At 57.0% G+C, this 20,276-nt stretch carries 12 protein-coding genes and 1 pseudogene; 5 read left to right on the forward strand and 8 right to left on the reverse strand.

Features of this window, described 5'->3' with window-relative positions; genetic code table 11:
* The 7 genes and pseudogenes from Electrica_RS16795 to lrp all read right to left on the reverse strand — a co-directional run bounded on the left by Electrica_RS16795 (position 1) and on the right by lrp (position 11,296).
* Positions 1-618: pseudogene (locus Electrica_RS16795) on the reverse strand (DMSO/selenate family reductase complex B subunit).
* 10 nt (positions 619-628) lie between these two features.
* Positions 629-3,067, reverse strand: a complete 2,439-nt coding sequence (dmsA, locus tag Electrica_RS16800) for a dimethylsulfoxide reductase subunit A (RefSeq protein ID WP_141965004.1) — start codon at positions 3,065-3,067, stop codon at positions 629-631.
* 201 nt (positions 3,068-3,268) lie between these two features.
* Positions 3,269-4,561 carry a serine--tRNA ligase gene (gene serS, locus Electrica_RS16805; RefSeq protein WP_141965005.1) on the reverse strand — a complete coding sequence of 431 codons (1,293 nt, stop codon included), beginning with the start codon at positions 4,559-4,561 and terminating at the stop codon, positions 3,269-3,271.
* A 91-nt stretch (positions 4,562-4,652) separates the two neighbouring features.
* Positions 4,653-5,996, reverse strand: a complete 1,344-nt coding sequence (gene rarA, locus Electrica_RS16810) for a replication-associated recombination protein RarA (RefSeq protein ID WP_141965006.1) — start codon at positions 5,994-5,996, stop codon at positions 4,653-4,655.
* A gap of 8 nt (positions 5,997-6,004) precedes the next feature.
* Positions 6,005-6,616, reverse strand: a complete 612-nt coding sequence (gene lolA / locus Electrica_RS16815; protein ID WP_100685466.1) for an outer membrane lipoprotein chaperone LolA — start codon at positions 6,614-6,616, stop codon at positions 6,005-6,007.
* Between the two features lie 123 nt (positions 6,617-6,739).
* A complete protein-coding gene (gene ftsK, locus Electrica_RS16820) occupies positions 6,740-10,666 on the reverse strand; it encodes a DNA translocase FtsK (RefSeq protein WP_141965007.1) in 3,927 nt (1,308 codons plus the stop codon).
* A 135-nt stretch (positions 10,667-10,801) separates the two neighbouring features.
* The gene (gene lrp, locus Electrica_RS16825; RefSeq protein WP_002439523.1) at positions 10,802-11,296 is read right to left on the reverse strand and encodes a leucine-responsive transcriptional regulator Lrp; all 495 of its coding nucleotides are present in this window, start codon (positions 11,294-11,296) and stop codon (positions 10,802-10,804) included.
* 534 nt (positions 11,297-11,830) lie between these two features.
* Between lrp and trxB the strand changes: the two genes are divergently transcribed.
* The 5 genes from trxB (at position 11,831) to infA (ending at position 17,857) form a co-directional block, all read left to right on the forward strand.
* Complete coding sequence (gene trxB, locus Electrica_RS16830; RefSeq protein ID WP_100685463.1) at positions 11,831-12,799, forward strand: thioredoxin-disulfide reductase; 969 nt, start codon at positions 11,831-11,833, stop codon at positions 12,797-12,799.
* A 114-nt stretch (positions 12,800-12,913) separates the two neighbouring features.
* Complete coding sequence (gene cydD / locus Electrica_RS16835) at positions 12,914-14,680, forward strand: heme ABC transporter permease/ATP-binding protein CydD (RefSeq protein ID WP_141965008.1); 1,767 nt, start codon at positions 12,914-12,916, stop codon at positions 14,678-14,680.
* Entirely contained in the window at positions 14,681-16,402 is a 1,722-nt protein-coding gene (gene cydC / locus Electrica_RS16840) for a heme ABC transporter ATP-binding protein/permease CydC (protein WP_141965009.1), read from the forward strand.
* A 158-nt stretch (positions 16,403-16,560) separates the two neighbouring features.
* Positions 16,561-17,265, forward strand: a complete 705-nt coding sequence (gene aat / locus Electrica_RS16845) for a leucyl/phenylalanyl-tRNA--protein transferase (protein WP_100685492.1) — start codon at positions 16,561-16,563, stop codon at positions 17,263-17,265.
* 373 nt (positions 17,266-17,638) lie between these two features.
* A complete protein-coding gene (infA, locus tag Electrica_RS16850; protein ID WP_002211347.1) occupies positions 17,639-17,857 on the forward strand; it encodes a translation initiation factor IF-1 in 219 nt (72 codons plus the stop codon).
* Between the two features lie 130 nt (positions 17,858-17,987).
* Here infA and clpA read toward each other — a convergent pair whose 3' ends face one another.
* Positions 17,988-20,267: an ATP-dependent Clp protease ATP-binding subunit ClpA gene (gene clpA, locus Electrica_RS16855; protein ID WP_100685460.1), complete on the reverse strand. Its 2,280-nt coding sequence runs from the start codon at positions 20,265-20,267 to the stop codon at positions 17,988-17,990.
* Positions 20,268-20,276 lie beyond the last annotated feature (9 nt).

Genomic DNA, 20,276 nt, shown 5'->3' on the forward strand with positions numbered 1-20,276 from the left:
TCACACCTCCTTCGGGTTGGCCAGATAGCCGGTTGTATCACCGCACGGACGACTATTGGCGTTCGGTTTGATGACAATACTGGGTTTGGTAAAGTGCGCAGATGGCAGCGGTGCAACCGCCGCCAGTTTGCCGTGTTTCTCACGCAGCTCTTCGACAGGGCCAAAGTCCAGCGCGCGCAGCGGGCAGGATTCGACGCAAATCGGTTTTTTACCCTCGGCGACGCGCTGGTAGCAGCCATCACACTTAGTCATATGCCCTTTGGCGGCATTGTACTGCGGCGCACCGTACGGGCAGGCCATATGGCAATAGCGACAGCCGATGCACACATCTTCATCCACCACCACAAAACCATCATCGCGTTTATGCATAGCGCCGCTCGGGCACACTTTGGTACAGGCCGGATCTTCGCAGTGGTTACAGGCGATGGACAGGTAATAGGCAAAGACGTTCTGGTGCCAGACGCCGTTGTCCTACTGCCAGTCGCCGCCCGCATATTCATAAATGCGGCGGAAGCTGACGTCCGGGGTTAAGTTTTTGAAGTCTTTACAGGCCAGCTCGCAGGTTTTACAACCGGTGCAACGAGCAGAATCGATAAAAAATCCGTATTGAGTTGTCATCGGTTATTCCTTACAGCTTTTCAACCTGGACCAGGTTCGTGTGCGATGGGTTACCTTTCGCCAGAGGCGACGGGCGTTGGGTGGTGAGCACGTTGATGCTCCCCGCCTGATCCACACGTCCTGCGTCCGGGTTATACCAGGCGCCCTCACCCAGCGCGACAACGCCAGGCATCATTCGCGGCGTGACTTTGGCTTCGATATGCACTTCACCGCGATGGTTGTAAATACGAATGCGATCGCCGTTGGCGATGCCGCGTTGTTTCGCGTCGAGCGGGTTAATCCACATCTCCTGACGACAGGCGGCCTTCAGCACATCGACGTTGCCGTAGGTGGAGTGAACGCGCGATTTGTAGTGAAAACCGGTCAGCTGCAGCGGGAATTTCGTCGTCAGCGGATCGTCATAGTTTTCAAAGCCCGGCGTATAAATCGGCAGCGGATCGATCACATCGCCATCGGGCAGCTCCCAGGTGGCGGCAATGTTCGCCAGCGCCTGGGAATAGATCTCAATTTTGCCCGACGGGGTCTCCAGCGGATTAGCCTGCGGATTGTCACGGAATGCCTTATAGGCAACATGATGGCCTTCCGGATCGCGCTGCTTGTAAATCCCCTGCTGACGGAAGGTATCGAAGTCCGGTAAATCCGGGATAGCCTTGCGGGAAAGCTCATGCAGATAACGCATCCAGCCTTCCTGGCTGCGGCCTTCGGTAAACTTGTGCTCAACGCCGAGGCGTTTTGCCAGTTCCGTGGTCATGTCATAAATCGTTTTGCACTCAAAACGCGGTTTAATCACCTGGTCGGTGAAGATAACGTAGGACATGTTGCCGCACGAGGCATCCAGCGCGAAGTCCATCTGCTCGGAAGCAGTGCAGTCCGGCAGCAGAATATCGGCATATTTGGCTGACGAGGTCATGTGGCAGTCGATCACCACGATCATTTCGCACTTCTTATCATCCTGCAGGATTTCATGGGTGCGGTTGATCTCAGAATGCTGGTTAATCAGACAGTTACCGGCATAGTTCCAGATCATTTTGATAGGCACGTCCAGCTTATCTTTACCGCGCACGCCGTCACGCAACGCCGTCATCTCCGGGCCGCGTTCAATCGCGTCAGTCCACATAAACATGGAGATGCTGGTCTCAACGGGGTTCTCCAGCGTCGGCATACGCTCGAAAGGCAGGTCGTACGAGCCTTCACGCGCGCCGGTGTTACCTCCGTTGATGCCAACGTTGCCGGTCAGAATCGACAGCATCGAGATAGCGCGGGTGGCGATTTCACCATTCGCGTGGCGCTGCGGCCCCCAGCCCTGGCTGATAAAGGCAGGTTTGGCTGTCGCAATTTCACGTGCCAGTTGCACAATACGAGCGGCCGGAATTCCGGTGATCGTCGATGCCCACTGCGGCGTTTTGGCAATGCCGTCGCGACCCTGACCGAGGATATAAGCCTTGTAGTGGCCGTTGGCCGGCGCATCGGCAGGCAGCGTTTTCTCGTCATAGCCGACGCAGTATTTATCGAGGAATGGCCGATCGACCAGATTTTCGGTGATCATCACCCAGGCGAGCGCGGAAACCAGCGCGGCGTCGGTGCCAGGTCGAATCGGTATCCACTCATCTTCACGACCGGCACCGGTATCGGTATAACGCGGATCGATGATGATCATCCGGGCGTTGGATTTTTGCCGCGCTTGTTCCAGGTAGTACGTTACCCCGCCGCCACTCATGCGTGTTTCACCAGGGTTGTTGCCAAACAACACCACCAGCTGGCTGTTTTCGATATCCGACGGGCTGTTACCGTCGGCCCAGCCGCCATAGGTGTAGTTCAGGCCCGCAGCGATTTGCGCCGACGAGTAATCGCCGTAATGGTTAAGGTAACCGCCGCAGCAGTTCATCAGACGGGCGATAAGCGTTTTTCCAGGCGGCCAGGAGCGGGTCATGGTGCCGCCAAGCGTACCGGTACCGTAATTCAGGTAGATCGATTCGTTACCGTAATCTTTAATCAGGCGCTGCATATTGCTGGCGATAGTATCAAATGCTTCTTCCCAGCTGATGCGCTCAAATTTTCCTTCACCGCGCTTGCCAACGCGCTTCATGGGATACTTCAGACGGTCGGGGTTGTAGACGCGGCGACGCATGGAACGCCCGCGCAGACAGGCGCGTACCTGATGCAGGCCGTCATAGTTGTCGTCGCCGGTATTATCCGTTTCAACGTATTTAATTTCGCCATCCACCACATGCATGCGCAGCGGACAGCGGCTGCCGCAGTTCACGGTACAGGCACTCCAGGTGACCGTTTCATTCACCGGCGCCACAGCGTCGGCAGCATGGGCAATACGTGTAAATGGTAGGGTAAATGCGCTACTGGCCATCGCCAGACCGCCAATTGCCGTGGTTTTCATTAAACCACGCCGGCTTACTTCGGCAGCCAGTAAAGCATCGGGGGCTTTAATTTTCATGGGTACTCGCTTTGGTTGCTCACAATTCACTGACATTCGTTGTATAGATGTACATATAACGAATTTAATTTTTTATAGTTTTTTATGCTGTGTTAACACCAAGGGAGTATGGAGGGTATCGCCAGAGGGATTATTGCCCGGCATCAATAAGGGGATTAAAAAAAAGCGCCCGAAGGCGCTTTTGAGAAGCAGGTAGAAAAATCAGCCGATAAATTCGAGGCCACGCATATAGGGGCGCAGAATTTCCGGGATCGCAATACGACCATCCGCCTGCTGATAGTTTTCCATCAGCGCGACCAGGGTACGACCCACCGCCAGCCCGGAACCGTTCAGCGTGTGCACCAGACGAGTTTTCTTGTCGGACTTGCTGCGGCAGCGTGCCTGCATACGACGCGCCTGGAAGTCCCAGACGTTAGAGCAGGAGGAGATTTCACGGTAGGTGTTCTGCGCCGGAACCCAGACTTCCAGATCATACGTTTTGCATGCGCTGAAGCCCATATCGCCGGTGCAGAGCGCCACTTTACGGTATGGCAGCCCCAGCAGCTGCAGAACTTTTTCCGCATGGCCGGTCATCTCTTCCAGCGCCGCCATCGAATCTTCCGGACGCACGATCTGCACCATTTCTACTTTGTCGAACTGATGCATACGAATCAGGCCACGGGTATCACGACCGTAGGAACCGGCTTCAGAACGGAAACACGGCGTGTGGGCGGTCATTTTGATCGGCAGATCGTCTTCGTCGATGATCTCATCGCGAACAAGATTGGTCAGCGGCACTTCAGCGGTCGGGATCAGCGCATAGTTGCTGCTGTCGGCTTCTTCTTCCAGCGGGCGGGTATGGAACAGATCGCCGGCAAATTTCGGCAGTTGACCGGTACCGTACAGCGTCTCCTGGTTGACCAGATACGGCACATAGTTTTCACTGTAGCCGTGCTGTTCGGTATGCAGATCCAGCATGAACTGCGCCAGCGCACGATGCAGGCGGGCCAGTTGCCCTTTCATCACCACAAAGCGGGAACCGGTCAGCTTAACGGCAGCGGCAAAGTCCAGTCCGCCGTGCATTTCGCCCAGCGTCACGTGATCGCGGACGTCAAAATCGAACTCGCGCGGCGTCCCCCAGCGGCTGACTTCAACGTTGTCGTTTTCGTCGCGACCGGCCGGCACGTCGTCGTGCGGAATGTTAGGGATAGTCAGCGCGATATCGCGGATCTCTACCAGTAACACGTCCAGCTCGGCTTTCGCCGCATCCAGCTGTTCGCCAAGTTTGTTAACTTCCTGGCGTAATGGCTCGATATCTTCCCCGCGCGCTTTCGCCTGGCCAATGGATTTCGATCGGGAGTTACGCTCCGCCTGCAGATTTTCCGTTTCAACCTGCAGAACTTTACGACGCTCTTCCAGAGCGCGCAGTTTATCTATATCCAGCTTAAAGCCCCGGCGTGCCAGTTTTTCAGCGACTGCGTCTGGCTCGGTACGCAGCAGATTGGGATCGAGCATGCTTATCCTGTGCTTATCGAATAAATAAAAGAAAAGTGGCCGCAGACTACGACCACCGGGATATCTTGATAACCTTACCGCAACGCCTCTGTTAGCGGTAGCGTTTTATGGAGCTATTTTGATCCTGTTCGCTAAGCCAGGCGAGCTTTTCGCCAATTTTGCCCTCCAGCCCCCGATTTGTGGGCCGATAATAACGAGTTTGGGCCATTTCCTGCGGGAAATAGGCTTCCCCGGCAGCATAGGCGTTTGGCTCATCATGGGCATAGCGATACTCCTGCCCATAGCCCATCTCTTTCATCAAGCGGGTTGGCGCGTTACGCAGATGCACCGGCACATCGTAGTCCGGACGCTCGCGGGCATCGGCCATGGCGGCTTTAAATGCGGTGTAAACCGCGTTGCTCTTCGGCGCGCAGGCGAGATAAACAATAGCCTGCGCAATCGCACGCTCGCCCTCCGCTGGCCCCACCCGGGTAAAACAGTCCCAGGCAGAGAGCGCAACCTGCATGGCACGCGGGTCGGCATTGCCAACATCTTCCGAAGCGATAGCCAGGCAGCGTCGGGCCACATACAGCGGATCGCCGCCGGCGGTAATGATACGAGCGTACCAGTACAGCGCCGCATCCGGCGCGCTGCCGCGAACGGACTTGTGCAGCGCGGAAATCAAATCGTAGAAACGGTCGCCTTTATTATCAAACCGGGCGCTGCGCTCGCCGGCAATTTCGGTCAGCAGTTCCGCTTTCAGCACCCGGTTGCCGGAGGCATCCGTCTCCGCCATATCGGCCATCATTTCCAGCGTATTGAGCGCCCGGCGCGCATCGCCGTTAACCAGCCCGGCGATCGCCTGGCGGGTATCATCCGGCAGCACGATATTTTGCCCGCCGTAGCCACGATCTTTATCGTTCATCGCCTGCGTCAGCACATGCTCAATATCCTCGCTGGACAACGATTTCAGCAGGTATACGCGCGCCCGGGATAGCAGTGCGGAATTGAGTTCAAACGAGGGGTTTTCCGTCGTCGCGCCGATGAAGGTGATGGTGCCGTCTTCAATATGCGGCAAAAAGGCATCCTGCTGACTTTTATTAAAACGATGGACTTCGTCAACGAACAGAATGGTGCGGCGCCCGGCATTACGGTTCTGTCTGGCGCGCTCGATCGCTTCGCGGATCTCTTTTACGCCGGAGGTTACCGCCGAGATTCGTTCAACATCGGCGCTGGCATAGCGAGCAATCACTTCAGCCAGCGTGGTTTTACCGGTGCCGGGCGGCCCCCATAAGATCATCGAATGCAGATGCCCGGCCTCAATCGCCCGCGGCAAAGGTTTCCCCGGCGCCAGCAGATGCTGCTGGCCAATGTACTGCGCTAAATTTTCTGGCCGCATGCGGGCGGCCAGAGGTTGAAACGCATTATCGGAAAAATCGAGCGACAGATTGCTCACACTCGCCTCTACTTACGTTGATCGTCCACCGTCACCCCTTTCGGCGGTGTAAAGGTGAACTTAGATGCATCGACCGCGCCGTTTTGCTGAGACTTCAGCTGGTAGCTGCTGCGCTGGTCATCCTGCTCTATCGCGCTGAACTGATGGATGGTCCCGTCGCGGCCAACGTTGATCGTAAACTGCTTCAGGTTGCCGCCGCCGCTTTTTGGCGTCAGGACAAAATCATCGCCGTTTTGCTTGATGTTGTACTGCTGCCAGTCGTTGGACTGGTTGCGGGCAATCAGCATAAACGGCGTGTTGCTGGTGGCGTCTTTCAACCAGGTGGCGGTTGCCTGCTCAACAAACGGGTTGTAGAACCACAGGGTCTTCCCGTCAGAGACCAGAATGCTTTCATCCGGCTGGGTCATATGCCAGTTAAACAGATTCGGACGTTTAACCCACAGGTCGCCCTGCCCATCCTGGACGGCGTTACCGCTGCCATCAGTCACTTTTTGGGTGAAGCTGGCATGGAAGCTGCTCACTTTATCAAGGCGGCTTTTCAAATCACTGGCGGCATCCGCCCACACCTGGCTCACAACAAATCCAGACAGTAATGCACAGGTGATTGCGAGTTTTTTCATTGTTATTCCTTAATGTGCGTCACTCCCGACGCGGGAGCCTCTTCTGCCTCCTAATGTAGGACCGCCTGGCACGACGGAACAGCAGAACAGGCTGATTTTGCGCTTATTTACCCAACTTTGCACTTACTCGAAGGGCGGCGGCGCCAGCACTTCGCGGTTACCATTATGGCCCTGCTCGCTGACAATACCCTGCGCTTCCATCTGTTCGATAATACGTGCCGCGCGGTTGTACCCGATGCGGAACTGGCGCTGAACGCCGGAGATAGAGGCTTTACGTTTTTCAGTGACGAAGTTCACCGCCTGATCGAACAACGGATCCAGCTCTTCACCACCGTCAAAGCCGCCGCTGCCGCCTTCGCTTTCACTATCCGACGTAATGCCGTCAACATACTGCGGACGCCCGCGCGCTTTCCAGTCCTGAACCACGGCGTGCACTTCCTGGTCGCGAACGAACGCGCCGTGGACACGCACCGGCATGGTCGAGTTCGGCCCGGAGTAGAGCATATCCCCCATCCCCAGCAGTGATTCCGCGCCGCCCTGATCGAGGATAGTACGCGAGTCAATCTTGCTCGAGACGGTGAATGCGATACGCGTCGGGATGTTCGCTTTAATAAGACCGGTAATGACGTCAACCGACGGACGCTGCGTTGCCAGCACGAGGTGAATACCCGCCGCACGCGCTTTCTGCGCCAGACGCGCGATCAGCTCTTCGACCTTCTTACCGACGGTCATCATCAGGTCGGCGAACTCATCTACCAGGACGACGATATACGGCAGTTTTTCCAGCACCGGATGGACGGCGTCCATACTGTCTCCCGGTTTCCAGTACGGATCCGGAATCGGCCGGCCCATCCGCGCCGCTTCGGCGATCTTCTCGTTGTAACCCGCGAGGTTACGCACGCCGAGCGCCGACATCAGCTTGTAGCGACGCTCCATTTCGTTCACGCTCCAGCGCAGTGCGTTAGCGGCGTCTTTCATATCGGTGACGACTTCGGTCAGCAGATGCGGGATCCCTTCATAGACCGACAGTTCGAGCATTTTCGGGTCGATCATAATGAAGCGCACATCTTCCGGCTGCGCTTTATACAGCATGCTGAGGATCATGGCGTTGACCCCCACCGATTTACCGGAACCGGTGGTACCGGCCACCAGCAGGTGCGGCATTTTTGCCAGATCGGCAACGACCGGATCGCCGGCGATGTCTTTCCCCAGTACCACGGTGAGCGGCGATGGGTTATCGCGGAATTTCGTGTTATCCAGCACTTCTCGCAGGTAAACGGTCTGGCGTTTTTTATTCGGCAGTTCCAGGCCCACGTACGGCTTACCTGGAATCACTTCCACGACACGCACCGCAATGGTGGACAAGGAACGGGCCAGGTCACGCGACAGGTTTGAAATCCGCGCGGCCTTCACGCCCGGCGCCAGATTCAGTTCGAAACGGGTGATAACCGGGCCTGGTGAGTAGTTCACCACATCCGCTTTAATGCGGAAGTCCGCCAGACGGGCCTCAACCAGGCGCGCCATTTGCTCCAGCGCGAAGGTATCCACCGGCTCGACCTCGCTCGGCGGCGGCGTCAGCAGATCCAGCGACGGCAGCGGCGTCGTCGGCCGTTGCATCGGCTGGCTGTTGCCGTTACGCATCAGCAGCGGGTGAATCAGGCTATCCTGCGGCGGCTGCGCGGCGGCTGTCTGCTGCGGCATATGGCCCTGAGGGGCCTGCTGCGGCTGATAGCTCTGTGCGGCAGGCTGAGGCTGCTGCGCCATCTGCGGAGGTTGAACCGGCTGCGCAGGTTGCTGATACGGTTGCTGTACCGGCGACGGTTGCACCGGTTGTTGATACCGCTGGGCCGGCTGCTGGTACTGCTGCACCGGCGGCTGTGTCTCCGGCATCGGTGTGAACAGCGGTTCACTCGGACCATCATCGACCAGCGCTTTCATCGGCGAGAAATCATAATCCGCAGGAGAGAACGGCGTTGCGCCCTGCGGCTGTTCGCTGCTGTAGCGCTGCTGCTGCGACGCCGCAAACTGACGGGCCAGTTCAGCTTCCGCTGCGGAATCATCCTCTTCATCCTGCATATAGACTTCGCCGTAACGCTGCTGCTGAGTGGCGGCAAACTGGCGAGCCAGCTCGTCCTGTTCCAGCGCGTCCACTTCTTCATCCGTTAACGGCTCATCGTCATAGGCCTGATTGAGTTCAGCTTTACGCGCGCGCTCTTCAGCCATACGTTGTGACGGCAGCTTAATGCCATAAGAAGCCAGTTCGCGGCGCGTGGGGACGCGGACATGATTAGGGCGCGGCAGTTTTGGACCAATCCCCTCTTTCACCTGCGCGCGCGGCCCACCGGATGCCGGGCTGAACAGCGGCGCAGCGGATGACGCGGTGGAAGCGGCCGCCGCCGTTGCACCCGCGCTCGTCGCCTGCTGTACGCCGGCGGCAAGGGTAGTTACCGCTGCGGCTTCGACCGAAGGCGCTGGTGGCAGTGTAACAGGCCGTGTGGCGACCGGGCTTGCCGGTTCAGGGATCGGCTGATACCAGGCGGCCAGTTGCTCGCGCTCACGCGCTCGCTTCTCTTCAACCTCTTCAAAATAATACATCGGCGGACGCTGTGGCTTCACATCCTCCTGCGGCGCTTCAGGCGCTACGGCAGGAGCCGGTGGCTCCGGCTGATATACCGGCTGCTGTACCGGCACCTGCTCAGGCTGATATGCCTGATGCTGCGAGTAAGACGGTTCCGGCTGGTACACCGGCTGCTGTACCGGCGCCTGCTCAGGCTGATACGCCTGATGCTGCGGGTACGACGGTTCCGGCTGGTAAACCGGCTGCTGTACCGGCGCCTGCTCAGGCTGATACGCCTGATGCTGCGGGTAAGACGGTTCCGGCTGGTAAACCGGCTGCTGTACCGGCACCTGCTCAGGCTGATATGCCTGATGCTGCGGGTACGACGGTTCCGGCTGGTAAACCGGCTGCTGTACCGGCGCCTGCTCAGCTACCGGTTCGGCCCATACCTGTGGCGCGGCGGTTGCCGCTGCTGCTACAGCCAGCGGATCGGCAATGCTGTGGCTATTTAATAGCGGATCGTAAGGGTCAAAATCCCCCGGACGCGCCGCGCTGGCGCCAGAAAACAGCACATCGTCAGCATCGCCAGGACGTGCCGCACTGGCCCCCGAAAAGAGGACATCGTCCGCTGCGACGGGGGCCCCGTTGGCGCTGAACTGCACATCCTCTTCGGCATCATCCATACGCTTGCCGGAGAACAACGCGGCATCGGTTTTACGCCCCATCGGATTGGAGAATTTCTCGGCCAGACGCTGACGACGCGCGAGCGCGCTGCGTAAAATGCGCGCACGACGAGACTCCTGCGGCTTCGCTGCGTCGTCGTAGTCGTCTTCATCGTCTTCGTATTCGTCTTCATCCACCCAGGTATCGTCCCGACGGGTACGGTTGCTGGCAAATGTCAGAACAGACAGAATCGCACCGCCGAGTTTTTCGGCAATGCTAACCCACGACCAGCCGGTGAACAGCGTTAAACCCGCCGCCCAGATGCAGAGCAGCGCAATGGTTCCGCCGCTGCTGTGCAGCAACGGTTGCAGAGTGGTGCTCAGCAAACTGCCGATCACGCCGCCGGAGGCGAAATACCAGATATCATCGGCGTTAATCGCGGCCAGACCGCAGGAGGTCAGAATCAGCGCCAGTGCGCCAATCAGGCGTAGCGAAACGGCAAAGTAGTCGATGTACTCGTCGTTCTCCTGATGACGCCAGGCGAACCAGCAACCGCCGATAATAATCACCGGAATGGTATAAGCCATTACGCCAAAAATGAAAAATAGCGTATCGGCAAGCCAGGCTCCCGGGATTCCACCTATGTTATGGATAGGTTCGTGCCAGGCCGTTTGCGACCAGCTGGGATCCGAGGGATTAAAGCTGAGTAATGCCGCCATCAGCCAGATGGCAAACAGGGAGCAAAGGATGAGCAACGCCTCAAGGAGTCGGCGCCCGCTGCTTAACTTGGTCAGTTTGACTTCTTTGTCTTCGGTGTATTCCTGGCTCAAAAAAGGCTCTCCAGGTATCAGGCTGTTTCCTGCCTGCTGCTAAAACGGACAACAGTGCCGGGTCACCCCGGCACTGTTGCTGTATGGATTAACAGGAGTGTAATCAAACTACGTCGATTTTGCACCTGTTCCGTGTTAGCGTGTCTTAATTACCAGACGATTACTTTGCTTGACTTCTTCCATTACCACGTAGGTGCGGGTATCGTTCACGCCCGGCAGACGTAGCAGGGTCTCGCCCAGTAATTTGCGATACGCTGACATATCCGGCACGCGGGTTTTCAACAGATAGTCGAAATCACCGGATACCAGATGACACTCTTGAATTTCTTCAAGTTTTTGCACTGCAGAGTTAAATTGCTCAAACACATCCGGCGCGCCACGATTCAGAGTAATCTCAACAAATACCAGAAGTGATGCATCCAGATAGTGCGGGTTGAGCAGCGCCGTGTAGCCCTGAATAAAACCCTGTCTTTCCAGACGACGCACGCGCTCAAGGCAAGGCGTCGGGGAAAGTCCCACCCGTTTAGAAAGTTCGACGTTTGAAATACGCCCGTCTTTTTGCAGCTCATTCAAAATATTACGATCGATGCGGTCGAGATCTTTGCCAGGGCGCTTCTTGCTATCTACCATTATTATTGTCTCTCTGTATTCCTTCCCTACTCCTGTTCCGACTCAGAGCCTTCACTGCCCGAGTCCATCCTGTTCTTACCCGCATACGACATCGGGTAACCCCAGGGGTACGTGAGAAGCCCGTTGCCTGACGGCAGCCACCGACATCACGCATGGCGTCTGTCCACACCATGCGTAGATTTCGCTAACCCGGTAAAAATGGCATTTGCGTGCATGAAAATTCGCCGCACGCGAAACACTGCTTTTTGTCTTCCATGAATGTTTTCGCAAAAGCACAGGGGATTGTCAAAGCAAAACATCGATTTTTAGTACAAGATGCCAGATATTCATTATCCGCCCCCGGTGATTCTCATGTTTTCCTCTTATAATTGTCTTGCTGACAGTAGAATTAGTTATATTCTTCGCACGTAAAATCGCCAGTTAATTGGCGTCCTCTATTGCACGTATCGTTAACAAAATTGCTGTGCTCTTTTTTTACGACAACAAATTCCCTACAATCCAGCCCAATGTATGCCAATAAATTATGGGGATCTCATGGGCACGACCAAACACAGTAAACTGCTTATTCTTGGTTCTGGACCTGCGGGATATACCGCTGCAGTCTACGCCGCGCGCGCAAATCTGCAGCCGGTACTGATTACCGGCATGGAAAAAGGCGGTCAGCTGACCACCACCACGGAAGTGGAAAACTGGCCGGGCGATCCTAACGATCTGACCGGACCGCTGCTGATGGAGCGGATGCACGAACATGCGACGAAATTCGATACCGAGATTATTTTCGACCATATCAATAGCGTCGATCTACAAAACCGTCCTTTCCGTCTGGTCGGCGACAGCGGCGAATACACCTGCGACGCGCTGATTATCGCCACCGGCGCTTCCGCGCGCTATCTGGGGCTGCCGTCAGAAGATGCCTTCAAAGGACGCGGCGTTTCCGCCTGCGCGACCTGTGACGGGTTCTTCTATCGCAACCAGAAAGTGGCCGTCATCGGCGGCGGCAATACCGCGGTGGAAGAAGCCCTGTACCTCTCTAACATCGCCTCCGAAGTCCACCTGATTCACCGCCGTGACACTTTCCGCGCGGAAAAAATCCTGATCAATCGTCTGATGGATAAAGTGGCCAATGGCAATATCGTGCTGCATACCCATCGCACGCTGGAAGAAGTGACGGGCGATCAGATGGGCGTCAGCGGTCTGCGTCTGCGTGATACGCAGAATGCCGACAATATTGAGTCTCTGGAGGTCGCGGGCCTGTTTGTCGCGATTGGCCACAGCCCTAACACGGCTATTTTCGCAGGCCAGCTGGCGCTGGAAAACGGCTATATCAAAGTGCAGTCCGGGATCCACGGCAATGCCACCCAGACCAGCATTCCGGGCGTATTCGCCGCGGGCGATGTGATGGACCATATCTATCGCCAGGCCATCACCTCTGCCGGTACCGGCTGTATGGCGGCGCTGGATGCTGAACGCTATCTTGATGGTTTAGCTGACGCCTGCAAATAATCTTTACAAGTCAGTAACAAAGGTAAAGAAGGCGACGAAAAGTCGCCTTTATTTTTTCCTCGTTGTAACATTGCGTGGCCTAAAAACCTCATAACTACACCTGCTAAGTGCGCAATGAATAAAAGCCGTCAACAAGAGTTAACCCGCTGGTTAAAAGAGCAAAGCATTCTCTCCCGTCGCTGGTTGATGATTTCCCGCGCGCTGGGCGTCATTAGCGGCCTGCTGATCGTCGGTCAGGCCTGGGTACTGGCGCGAATCCTTCATCGCATGATTATGGAAAATATTCCGGCGACGGCGTTGCTATTGCCGTTTATCATCCTGGTGCTGATTTTTGTTCTTCGGGCCTGGGTGATATGGCTGCGCGAGCGGGTAGGTTTCTATGCCGGGCAACATATTCGCTATGAAATACGCCGCAAGGTGCTCGATCGCCTGCAGCAGGCCGGTCCGGCGTGGATTCAGGGGAAACCCGCCGGAAGCTGGGCGACGCTGGTGCTTGAGCAAATTGATGACATGCACGATTACTACGCGCGTTATCTCCCGCAGATGACTCTCGCCGCCTGCGTCCCTCTGCTGATTGTGATCACCATTTTCCCAATCAACTGGGCGGCGGCGCTGATTCTTCTCGGCACCGCCCCGCTGATCCCGCTGTTTATGGCGCTGGTCGGCATGGGCGCGGCGGAGGCGAATCGCCGCAACTTTCTGGCGCTGGCTCGCCTGAGCGGCCACTTTCTCGACCGCCTGCGCGGGATGGAAACGCTGCGCCTCTTTCACCGCGGCGAAGCGGAAACGGACAATATTCGCCATGCTTCCCAGGATTTCCGTCAGCGGACGATGGAAGTGTTACGCCTCGCCTTTCTCTCCTCCGGCGTGCTGGAGTTTTTCACCTCGCTCTCCATTGCTCTGGTCGCGGTTTACTTCGGTTTCTCCTATCTCGGAGAGCTTAACTTTGGCCACTACGGCATCGGCGTCACCCTGATGTCCGGCTTCCTGGCCCTGATCCTGGCGCCGGAGTTTTTCCAGCCGCTGCGCGATTTAGGCACCTTTTACCATGCCAAAGCGCAGGCTATCGGCGCCGCGGATAGTCTGAAAACGTTTATGGAAAAACCGCTGGCGCAGGAGACTCGTGGTGAGAAGACCCTCAGCGACAACGAACTGATTCGTCTCGAAGCGCGCGATGTGGTCGTCAAATCGCCGGAAGGTAAAGTCCTGGCGGGGCCGCTGAACTTTACGCTCCCTGCCGGTAAACGCGTCGTACTGGTCGGGCAGAGCGGTTCCGGTAAAAGTTCGCTGTTGAATACATTGACCGGTTTTCTCCCCTACGACGGTTCACTGACGGTCAACGGCGTTGAACTGCGCGAGCTTGACGCCGGCCGGTGGCATCGTCTGCTCAGTTGGGTCGGGCAGAACCCGCAGCTCCCCGCCGCCACGCTACGCGAGAACGTTGTGCTGGCCTGGCCGGAAGCCAGCGAAGCGCAGCTTCAGCTCGCGCTGGATAAGGCCTGGGTCAGCGAATTCATCTCCCAGTTGCCGCAGGGGATTAATACGCCGGTCGGCGATCAGGCCGCTGGTCTGTCCGTCGGGCAGGCGCAGCGCATCGCCGTGGCGCGGGCGCTGCTGGTACCGTGCCGGCTGTTATTGTTGGATGAGCCGGCCGCCAGCCTTGATGCGCATAGCGAACAGCGGGTCATGCAGGCGCTCTTTAACGCCTCTTCGCAGCAAACGACGCTGATGGTGACCCACCAGTTGGAAGGCATCGCCGACTGGGATGCCGTGTGGGTGATGCAGAATGGGCAGATTGTTGAACAAGGGACCTATAGCCAGTTGGCTATGGCCAACGGGCCTTTTGCCGCCCTGTTAGCCCACCGTCAGGAGGAGATTTAAATGCGCGCGCTATTACCTTATCTGGCGTTATACAAACGGCACATCTGGCTGCTGATCCTCGGCGTGGTGCTGGCTATCGTCACCCTGCTGGCCAGTATCGGCCTGCTGACGCTGTCAGGCTGGTTCTTATCCGCTTCTGCCGTCGTTGGCGTCGCCGGTATTTACAGTTTCAACTATATGCTGCCGGCAGCCGGCGTTCGCGGCGCAGCGATTATCCGTACCGCCGGCCGCTATTTCGAACGTCTGGTCAGCCACGACGCCACTTTCCGCGTGTTACAGCATCTGCGGGTGTTTACCTTCAGTAAACTACTCCCCCTCTCCCCTGCCGGGCTGGCGCGTTTTCGCCAGGGCGAACTCCTTAACCGGGTAGTCGCCGATGTCGATACCCTGGATCATCTCTATCTGCGGGTTATCTCGCCGCTGATTGGCGCGCTGGTTGTCATTGTGGTGGTCACCGCAGGCTTGAGCATGCTCGATGTTACGCTGGCGCTGACGTTGGGCGGTATTATGCTGGTGACCCTGCTGGTTCTGCCGCCGCTGTTTTATCGCGCCGGGAAACCCGCCGGTGAGAACATCACACAAATGCGCGGGCAGTACCGTCAACAGCTCACCGCCTGGCTGCAAGGACAGGCTGAACTGATGCTGTTCAGCGCCAGCGACCGCTACCGCAAACAGCTGGAGAAAACCGAGCAGCGCTGGCAGGATGCCCAGCGTCGTCAGGCAGAGCTGACGGCGCTGTCGCAGGCGTTGATGCTGCTGATTGGTGGCGTTGCCGTGGTTGCTATGCTGTGGCTCACCTCCGCTGGCGTGGGCGGCAACAGCCAGCCTGGCGCGCTGATCGCCCTTTTTGTCTTCTGCGCGCTGGCGGCATTTGAAGCGCTGGCGCCGGTCACCGGTGCCTTTCAGCATCTTGGACAGGTTATGGCTTCCGCCCGCCGAATCACGCAGATTACCGGGCAACAGCCAGAAGTCACTTTCACCGCCGGCGACGCGCAGGCTTTCGGACCGGTGTCATTGACCTTGAACCAGGTCACCTTCGGCTATCCGCAGCAGCCTTCCCCGGCGCTGGAAAATATCTCATTGCAGGTTGGCGCAGGGCAGCATATTGCCATTCTGGGCCGCACCGGTTGCGGTAAATCCACGTTGCTGCAGCTTCTGACCCGCGCCTGGGATCCGGCTCAAGGCGAGATTCTACTCAACGACCAGCCGTTAACCCGACTCAATGAAGCAACCTTGCGTCAGGCGATGAGCGTGGTTCCGCAACGTGTGCATCTGTTTAGCGCCACGCTGCGCGATAACCTGTCGCTGGCCGCCCCCGGTGCCAGCGATGTCCAGCTGATGAAAGTGCTGGAACGCGTCGGGCTGGAAAAATTACTGGAAGATAGCGGTCTCAATGCCTGGCTGGGCGAAGGCGGTCGCCAGCTTTCCGGCGGCGAACTGCGCCGACTGGCCATTGCCCGCGCGCTGCTGCACGATGCGCCGCTGATGTTGCTCGATGAGCCGACCGAAGGTCTTGATGCGACGACGGAGAGCCAGATCCTCGATTTACTGGCTGAAGCGATGCGCGAAAAAACCGTGCTGATGGTGACCCACCGCCTGCGTGGACTGGCGCGTTTTAATCGGATAATTGTCATGGACAACGGCAAGATTATTGAGCAAGGTAGTCACGCGGAGCTGCTGGCTGAACAGGGGCGTTACTACCAGTTTAAGCAGCGTCTGTAGTCCGGCTGATTTACGCCGTTTTGCGTATATACTCAATGAGTTTCTGGCGTGCTGAAAAGAGCGGTCCGCTGCGCTGGCTTTGCCGGCATGGCGACGGACCGTGCGCTTGAAAAACCGCGAATATATTGAACAATTGCCTGGTGCGTATTGAGGTTAAAATGCGTCTGGTTCAGCTCTCTCGTCAGTCCATTGCCTTCCCTTCCCCGGAGGGAGCGTTACGCGAACCCAATGGCCTGCTGGCGCTCGGCGGCGATCTCAGTCCGTCGCGTCTGCTTATGGCCTATCAGCACGGGATTTTCCCCTGGTTTTCTCCGGGCGATCCGATTTTATGGTGGTCCCCCGATCCGCGGGCGGTATTGTGGCCCGGGCAGTTCCATCTCAGCCGCAGCATGAAGCGTTTTCACCAGCGCTCGCCCTATCGCGTGACGCTAAACCACGCATTTGGTCAGGTGATTGAAGGTTGCGCCGACAATCGTGATGAAGGGACATGGATCACCCCCGGCATCGTCAAGGCCTATCACCAGTTGCATGAGCTTGGCCATGCGCACTCGATTGAAGTGTGGCAAGGCGAGACGCTGGTGGGAGGCATGTACGGCGTAGCGCAAGGCGCGTTGTTTTGCGGCGAGTCGATGTTCAGCCGCGCGGAAAATGCGTCGAAAACGGCCTTGCTGATATTCTGCCAGGCATTTATCCGCGACGGCGGGAAATTAATAGATTGCCAGGTCCTGAATAAACACACGGCTTCGCTGGGCGCCATCGAAATCCCCCGCCGCGATTATCTCGATGCGCTGTCGGTATTGCGCGCCCGTCGTCTGCCGGAAAGATTCTGGGTGCCCAGGGTGCTATTTACCGGCAATGTGTAAATGTTTTCAGCACATTTTTTATCGTGATGGTATAATTGCGCAGTAGAGTAGCTTCTGCCTGTTGCCCCGCCGCCGTTTGGGAATAATAAGAGTCAGATAACGCCCATCGTTCTGTCACTCCCCTTTACGTTTGCGCCTGTCATGCGGCTTATCCGTGTGAATTCCGGGCAATGCGCCAAACCTACTTCAATGAATAATTTTCGATGCGTCAGGTAGCACCGCAAAGCGCCTGGCTGCGTCAATAACTATGTAACCGAGCGAGCGAAGGCAGCCTGAAAGATAAAGCGCACAAACGTAAACCTTTACTTACGCGCTGAACTTCGGCATTATCTTGCCGGTTCAAAACTACGGTAGTGATACCCCAGAGGACTAGATGGCCAAAGAAGACAATATTGAAATGCAGGGCACCGTACTTGACACGTTGCCTAACACAATGTTCCGCGTAGAACTGGAAAACGGTCACGTGGTAACTGCGCATATTTCCGGTAAAATGCGTAAAAACTACATCCGCATTCTGACGGGCGACAAAGTGACTGTTGAGCTGACCCCGTACGACCTGAGCAAAGGCCGCATTGTCTTCCGTAGTCGCTGATAGTTTTCCGCCCTCGTGGCGTCAGATGCTGAAGGCCGGGATAATTCCCGGTCTTTTCATATCTGCAGCCGGTTAAAAACGGCGTAAAAAAACCGGCCCGCAGGCCGGTTTTTCCTCTCACAGAGCGGTCTTAGTGCGCCGTTTCTGGTTTGTGCTTCTGCGCGCTCTGGAAGTCATAGGTCAACGCGCCCTTCTCTTTATCCAGCGCAACGGTGACCTGCCCGCCGTCCACCAGGGAGCCGAACAGCAGTTCGTTAGCCAGCGGTTTTTTCAGGTTATCCTGAATTACGCGTGCCATCGGACGTGCGCCCATTGCCCGGTCGTAGCCTTTTTCTGCCAGCCAGTCACGCGCTTCCTGGCTGACTTCCAGCGAGACGCCTTTCTGATCCAGCTGAACCTGCAGCTCGACGATGAACTTATCCACTACCTGATGGATAACCGTGGTAGACAGATGATCGAACCAGATAATGTTGTCGAGGCGGTTGCGGAATTCCGGGGTAAAGATCTTCTTGATCTCATCCATCGCATCAGGGCTGTTGTCCTGCTGGATAAGACCAATTGATTTACGCTCGGTTTCACGCACGCCGGCGTTGGTCGTCATCACCAGCACCACGTTACGGAAGTCCGCCTTGCGACCGTTATTGTCGGTCAGCGTACCGTTGTCCATCACCTGCAGCAGCAGGTTAAAGACGTCCGGGTGCGCTTTTTCGATCTCATCAAGCAGCAGTACCGCATGCGGATGTTTAATCACCGCATCGGTCAGCAGCCCGCCCTGATCGAAACCAACGTATCCCGGAGGCGCGCCAATTAAGCGGCTGACGGTATGACGTTCCATATATTCGGACATATCAAAACGCAGCAGCTCAATGCCCAGCGCTTTCGCCAGCTGCACGGTGACCTCGGTTTTCCCGACTCCGGTCGGCCCGGCAAAAAGGAAGGAACCGACGGGCTTGTGTTCGTGACCGAGGCCCGCGCGCGCCATCTTGATCGCTTCGGTTAACGCTTCGATCGCTTTGCCCTGGCCAAAGACCAGCATTTTCAGGCGATCGCCGAGATTTTTCAGCGTATCGCGATCGCTCTGCGAGACGCTCTTCTCAGGAATACGGGCGATACGCGCCACCACGGACTCGATATCGGCGACATTGATGGTTTTCTTGCGTTTGCTGGCCGGCATTAACCGCGCCCGCGCCCCGGCTTCATCAATAACGTCAATGGCCTTATCCGGCAGATGGCGATCGTTAATGTATTTCACCGCCAGCTCCACCGCCGCACGCACCGCTTTCGCGGTATAACGCACATCGTGGTGCGCTTCGTACTTCGGCTTCAGGCCGTTGATGATCTGCACCGTCTCTTCGACGGAAGGTTCGGTAATGTCTATCTTCTGGAAGCGGCGAGCCAGCGCCCGGTCTTTCTCGAAGATGTTGCTGAATTCCTGATAGGTCGTGGAACCCATTACCCGAATCTTGCCGCTGGAGAGCAGCGGTTTAATCAGATTGGCGGCATCGACCTGGCCGCCTGACGCCGCGCCCGCACCGATAATGGTGTGGATTTCATCAATGAACAGAATGCTGTTGGTATCCTGCTCAAGCTGTTTCAGCAGCGCTTTGAAGCGTTTTTCAAAATCGCCGCGATATTTTGTGCCCGCCAGCAGGGAGCCAATATCCAGCGAGTAGATGGTGCAATCGGCCATGATTTCCGGCACGTCACCCTGAACGATTCGCCAGGCCAGACCTTCGGCAATCGCGGTTTTACCCACGCCGGACTCGCCCACCAGCAGCGGGTTATTTTTACGCCGACGGCACAGCACCTGAATCGCGCGCTCCAGCTCTTTTTCGCGGCCGATCAGCGGATCGATCCCGCCAACGCGAGCAAGCTGATTAAGATTGGTGGTGAAGTTTTCCATACGTTCCTCCCCGCCTGCTTGCTCTTCGTTGCTGGGCTGGCTTCCGCTGTTATCGGAAGACTGGCTCGGCTCGTCTTTGCGTGTACCGTGAGAGATGAAGTTGACGACGTCAAGACGGCTCACTTCATGTTTACGCAGCAGATAGGCCGCCTGTGATTCCTGCTCGCTGAAAATCGCGACCAGGACGTTAGCGCCGGTTACTTCGCTGCGGCCAGAGGATTGTACATGGAAGACGGCACGCTGCAGCACGCGCTGAAAACTCAGCGTAGGCTGGGTGTCACGCTCTTCTTCCGTGGCGGGCAGAACGGGTGTGGTCTGTTCGATGAAGGCTTCCAGTTCCTGACGCAGCGCCACCAGGTCCACGGAACACGCTTCAAGCGCCTCGCGGGCCGAGGGGTTGCTGAGCAGCGCCAGCAGCAAGTGCTCGACGGTCATGAACTCATGACGGTGCTCGCGCGCTCTGGCGAAAGCCATGTTTAAACTGAGTTCCAGTTCTTGATTGAGCATAGGCACCTC

The organism is Klebsiella electrica, from assembly GCF_006711645.1.
In the GTDB taxonomy this organism is placed as follows: Bacteria; Pseudomonadota; Gammaproteobacteria; order Enterobacterales; family Enterobacteriaceae; genus Klebsiella; species Klebsiella electrica.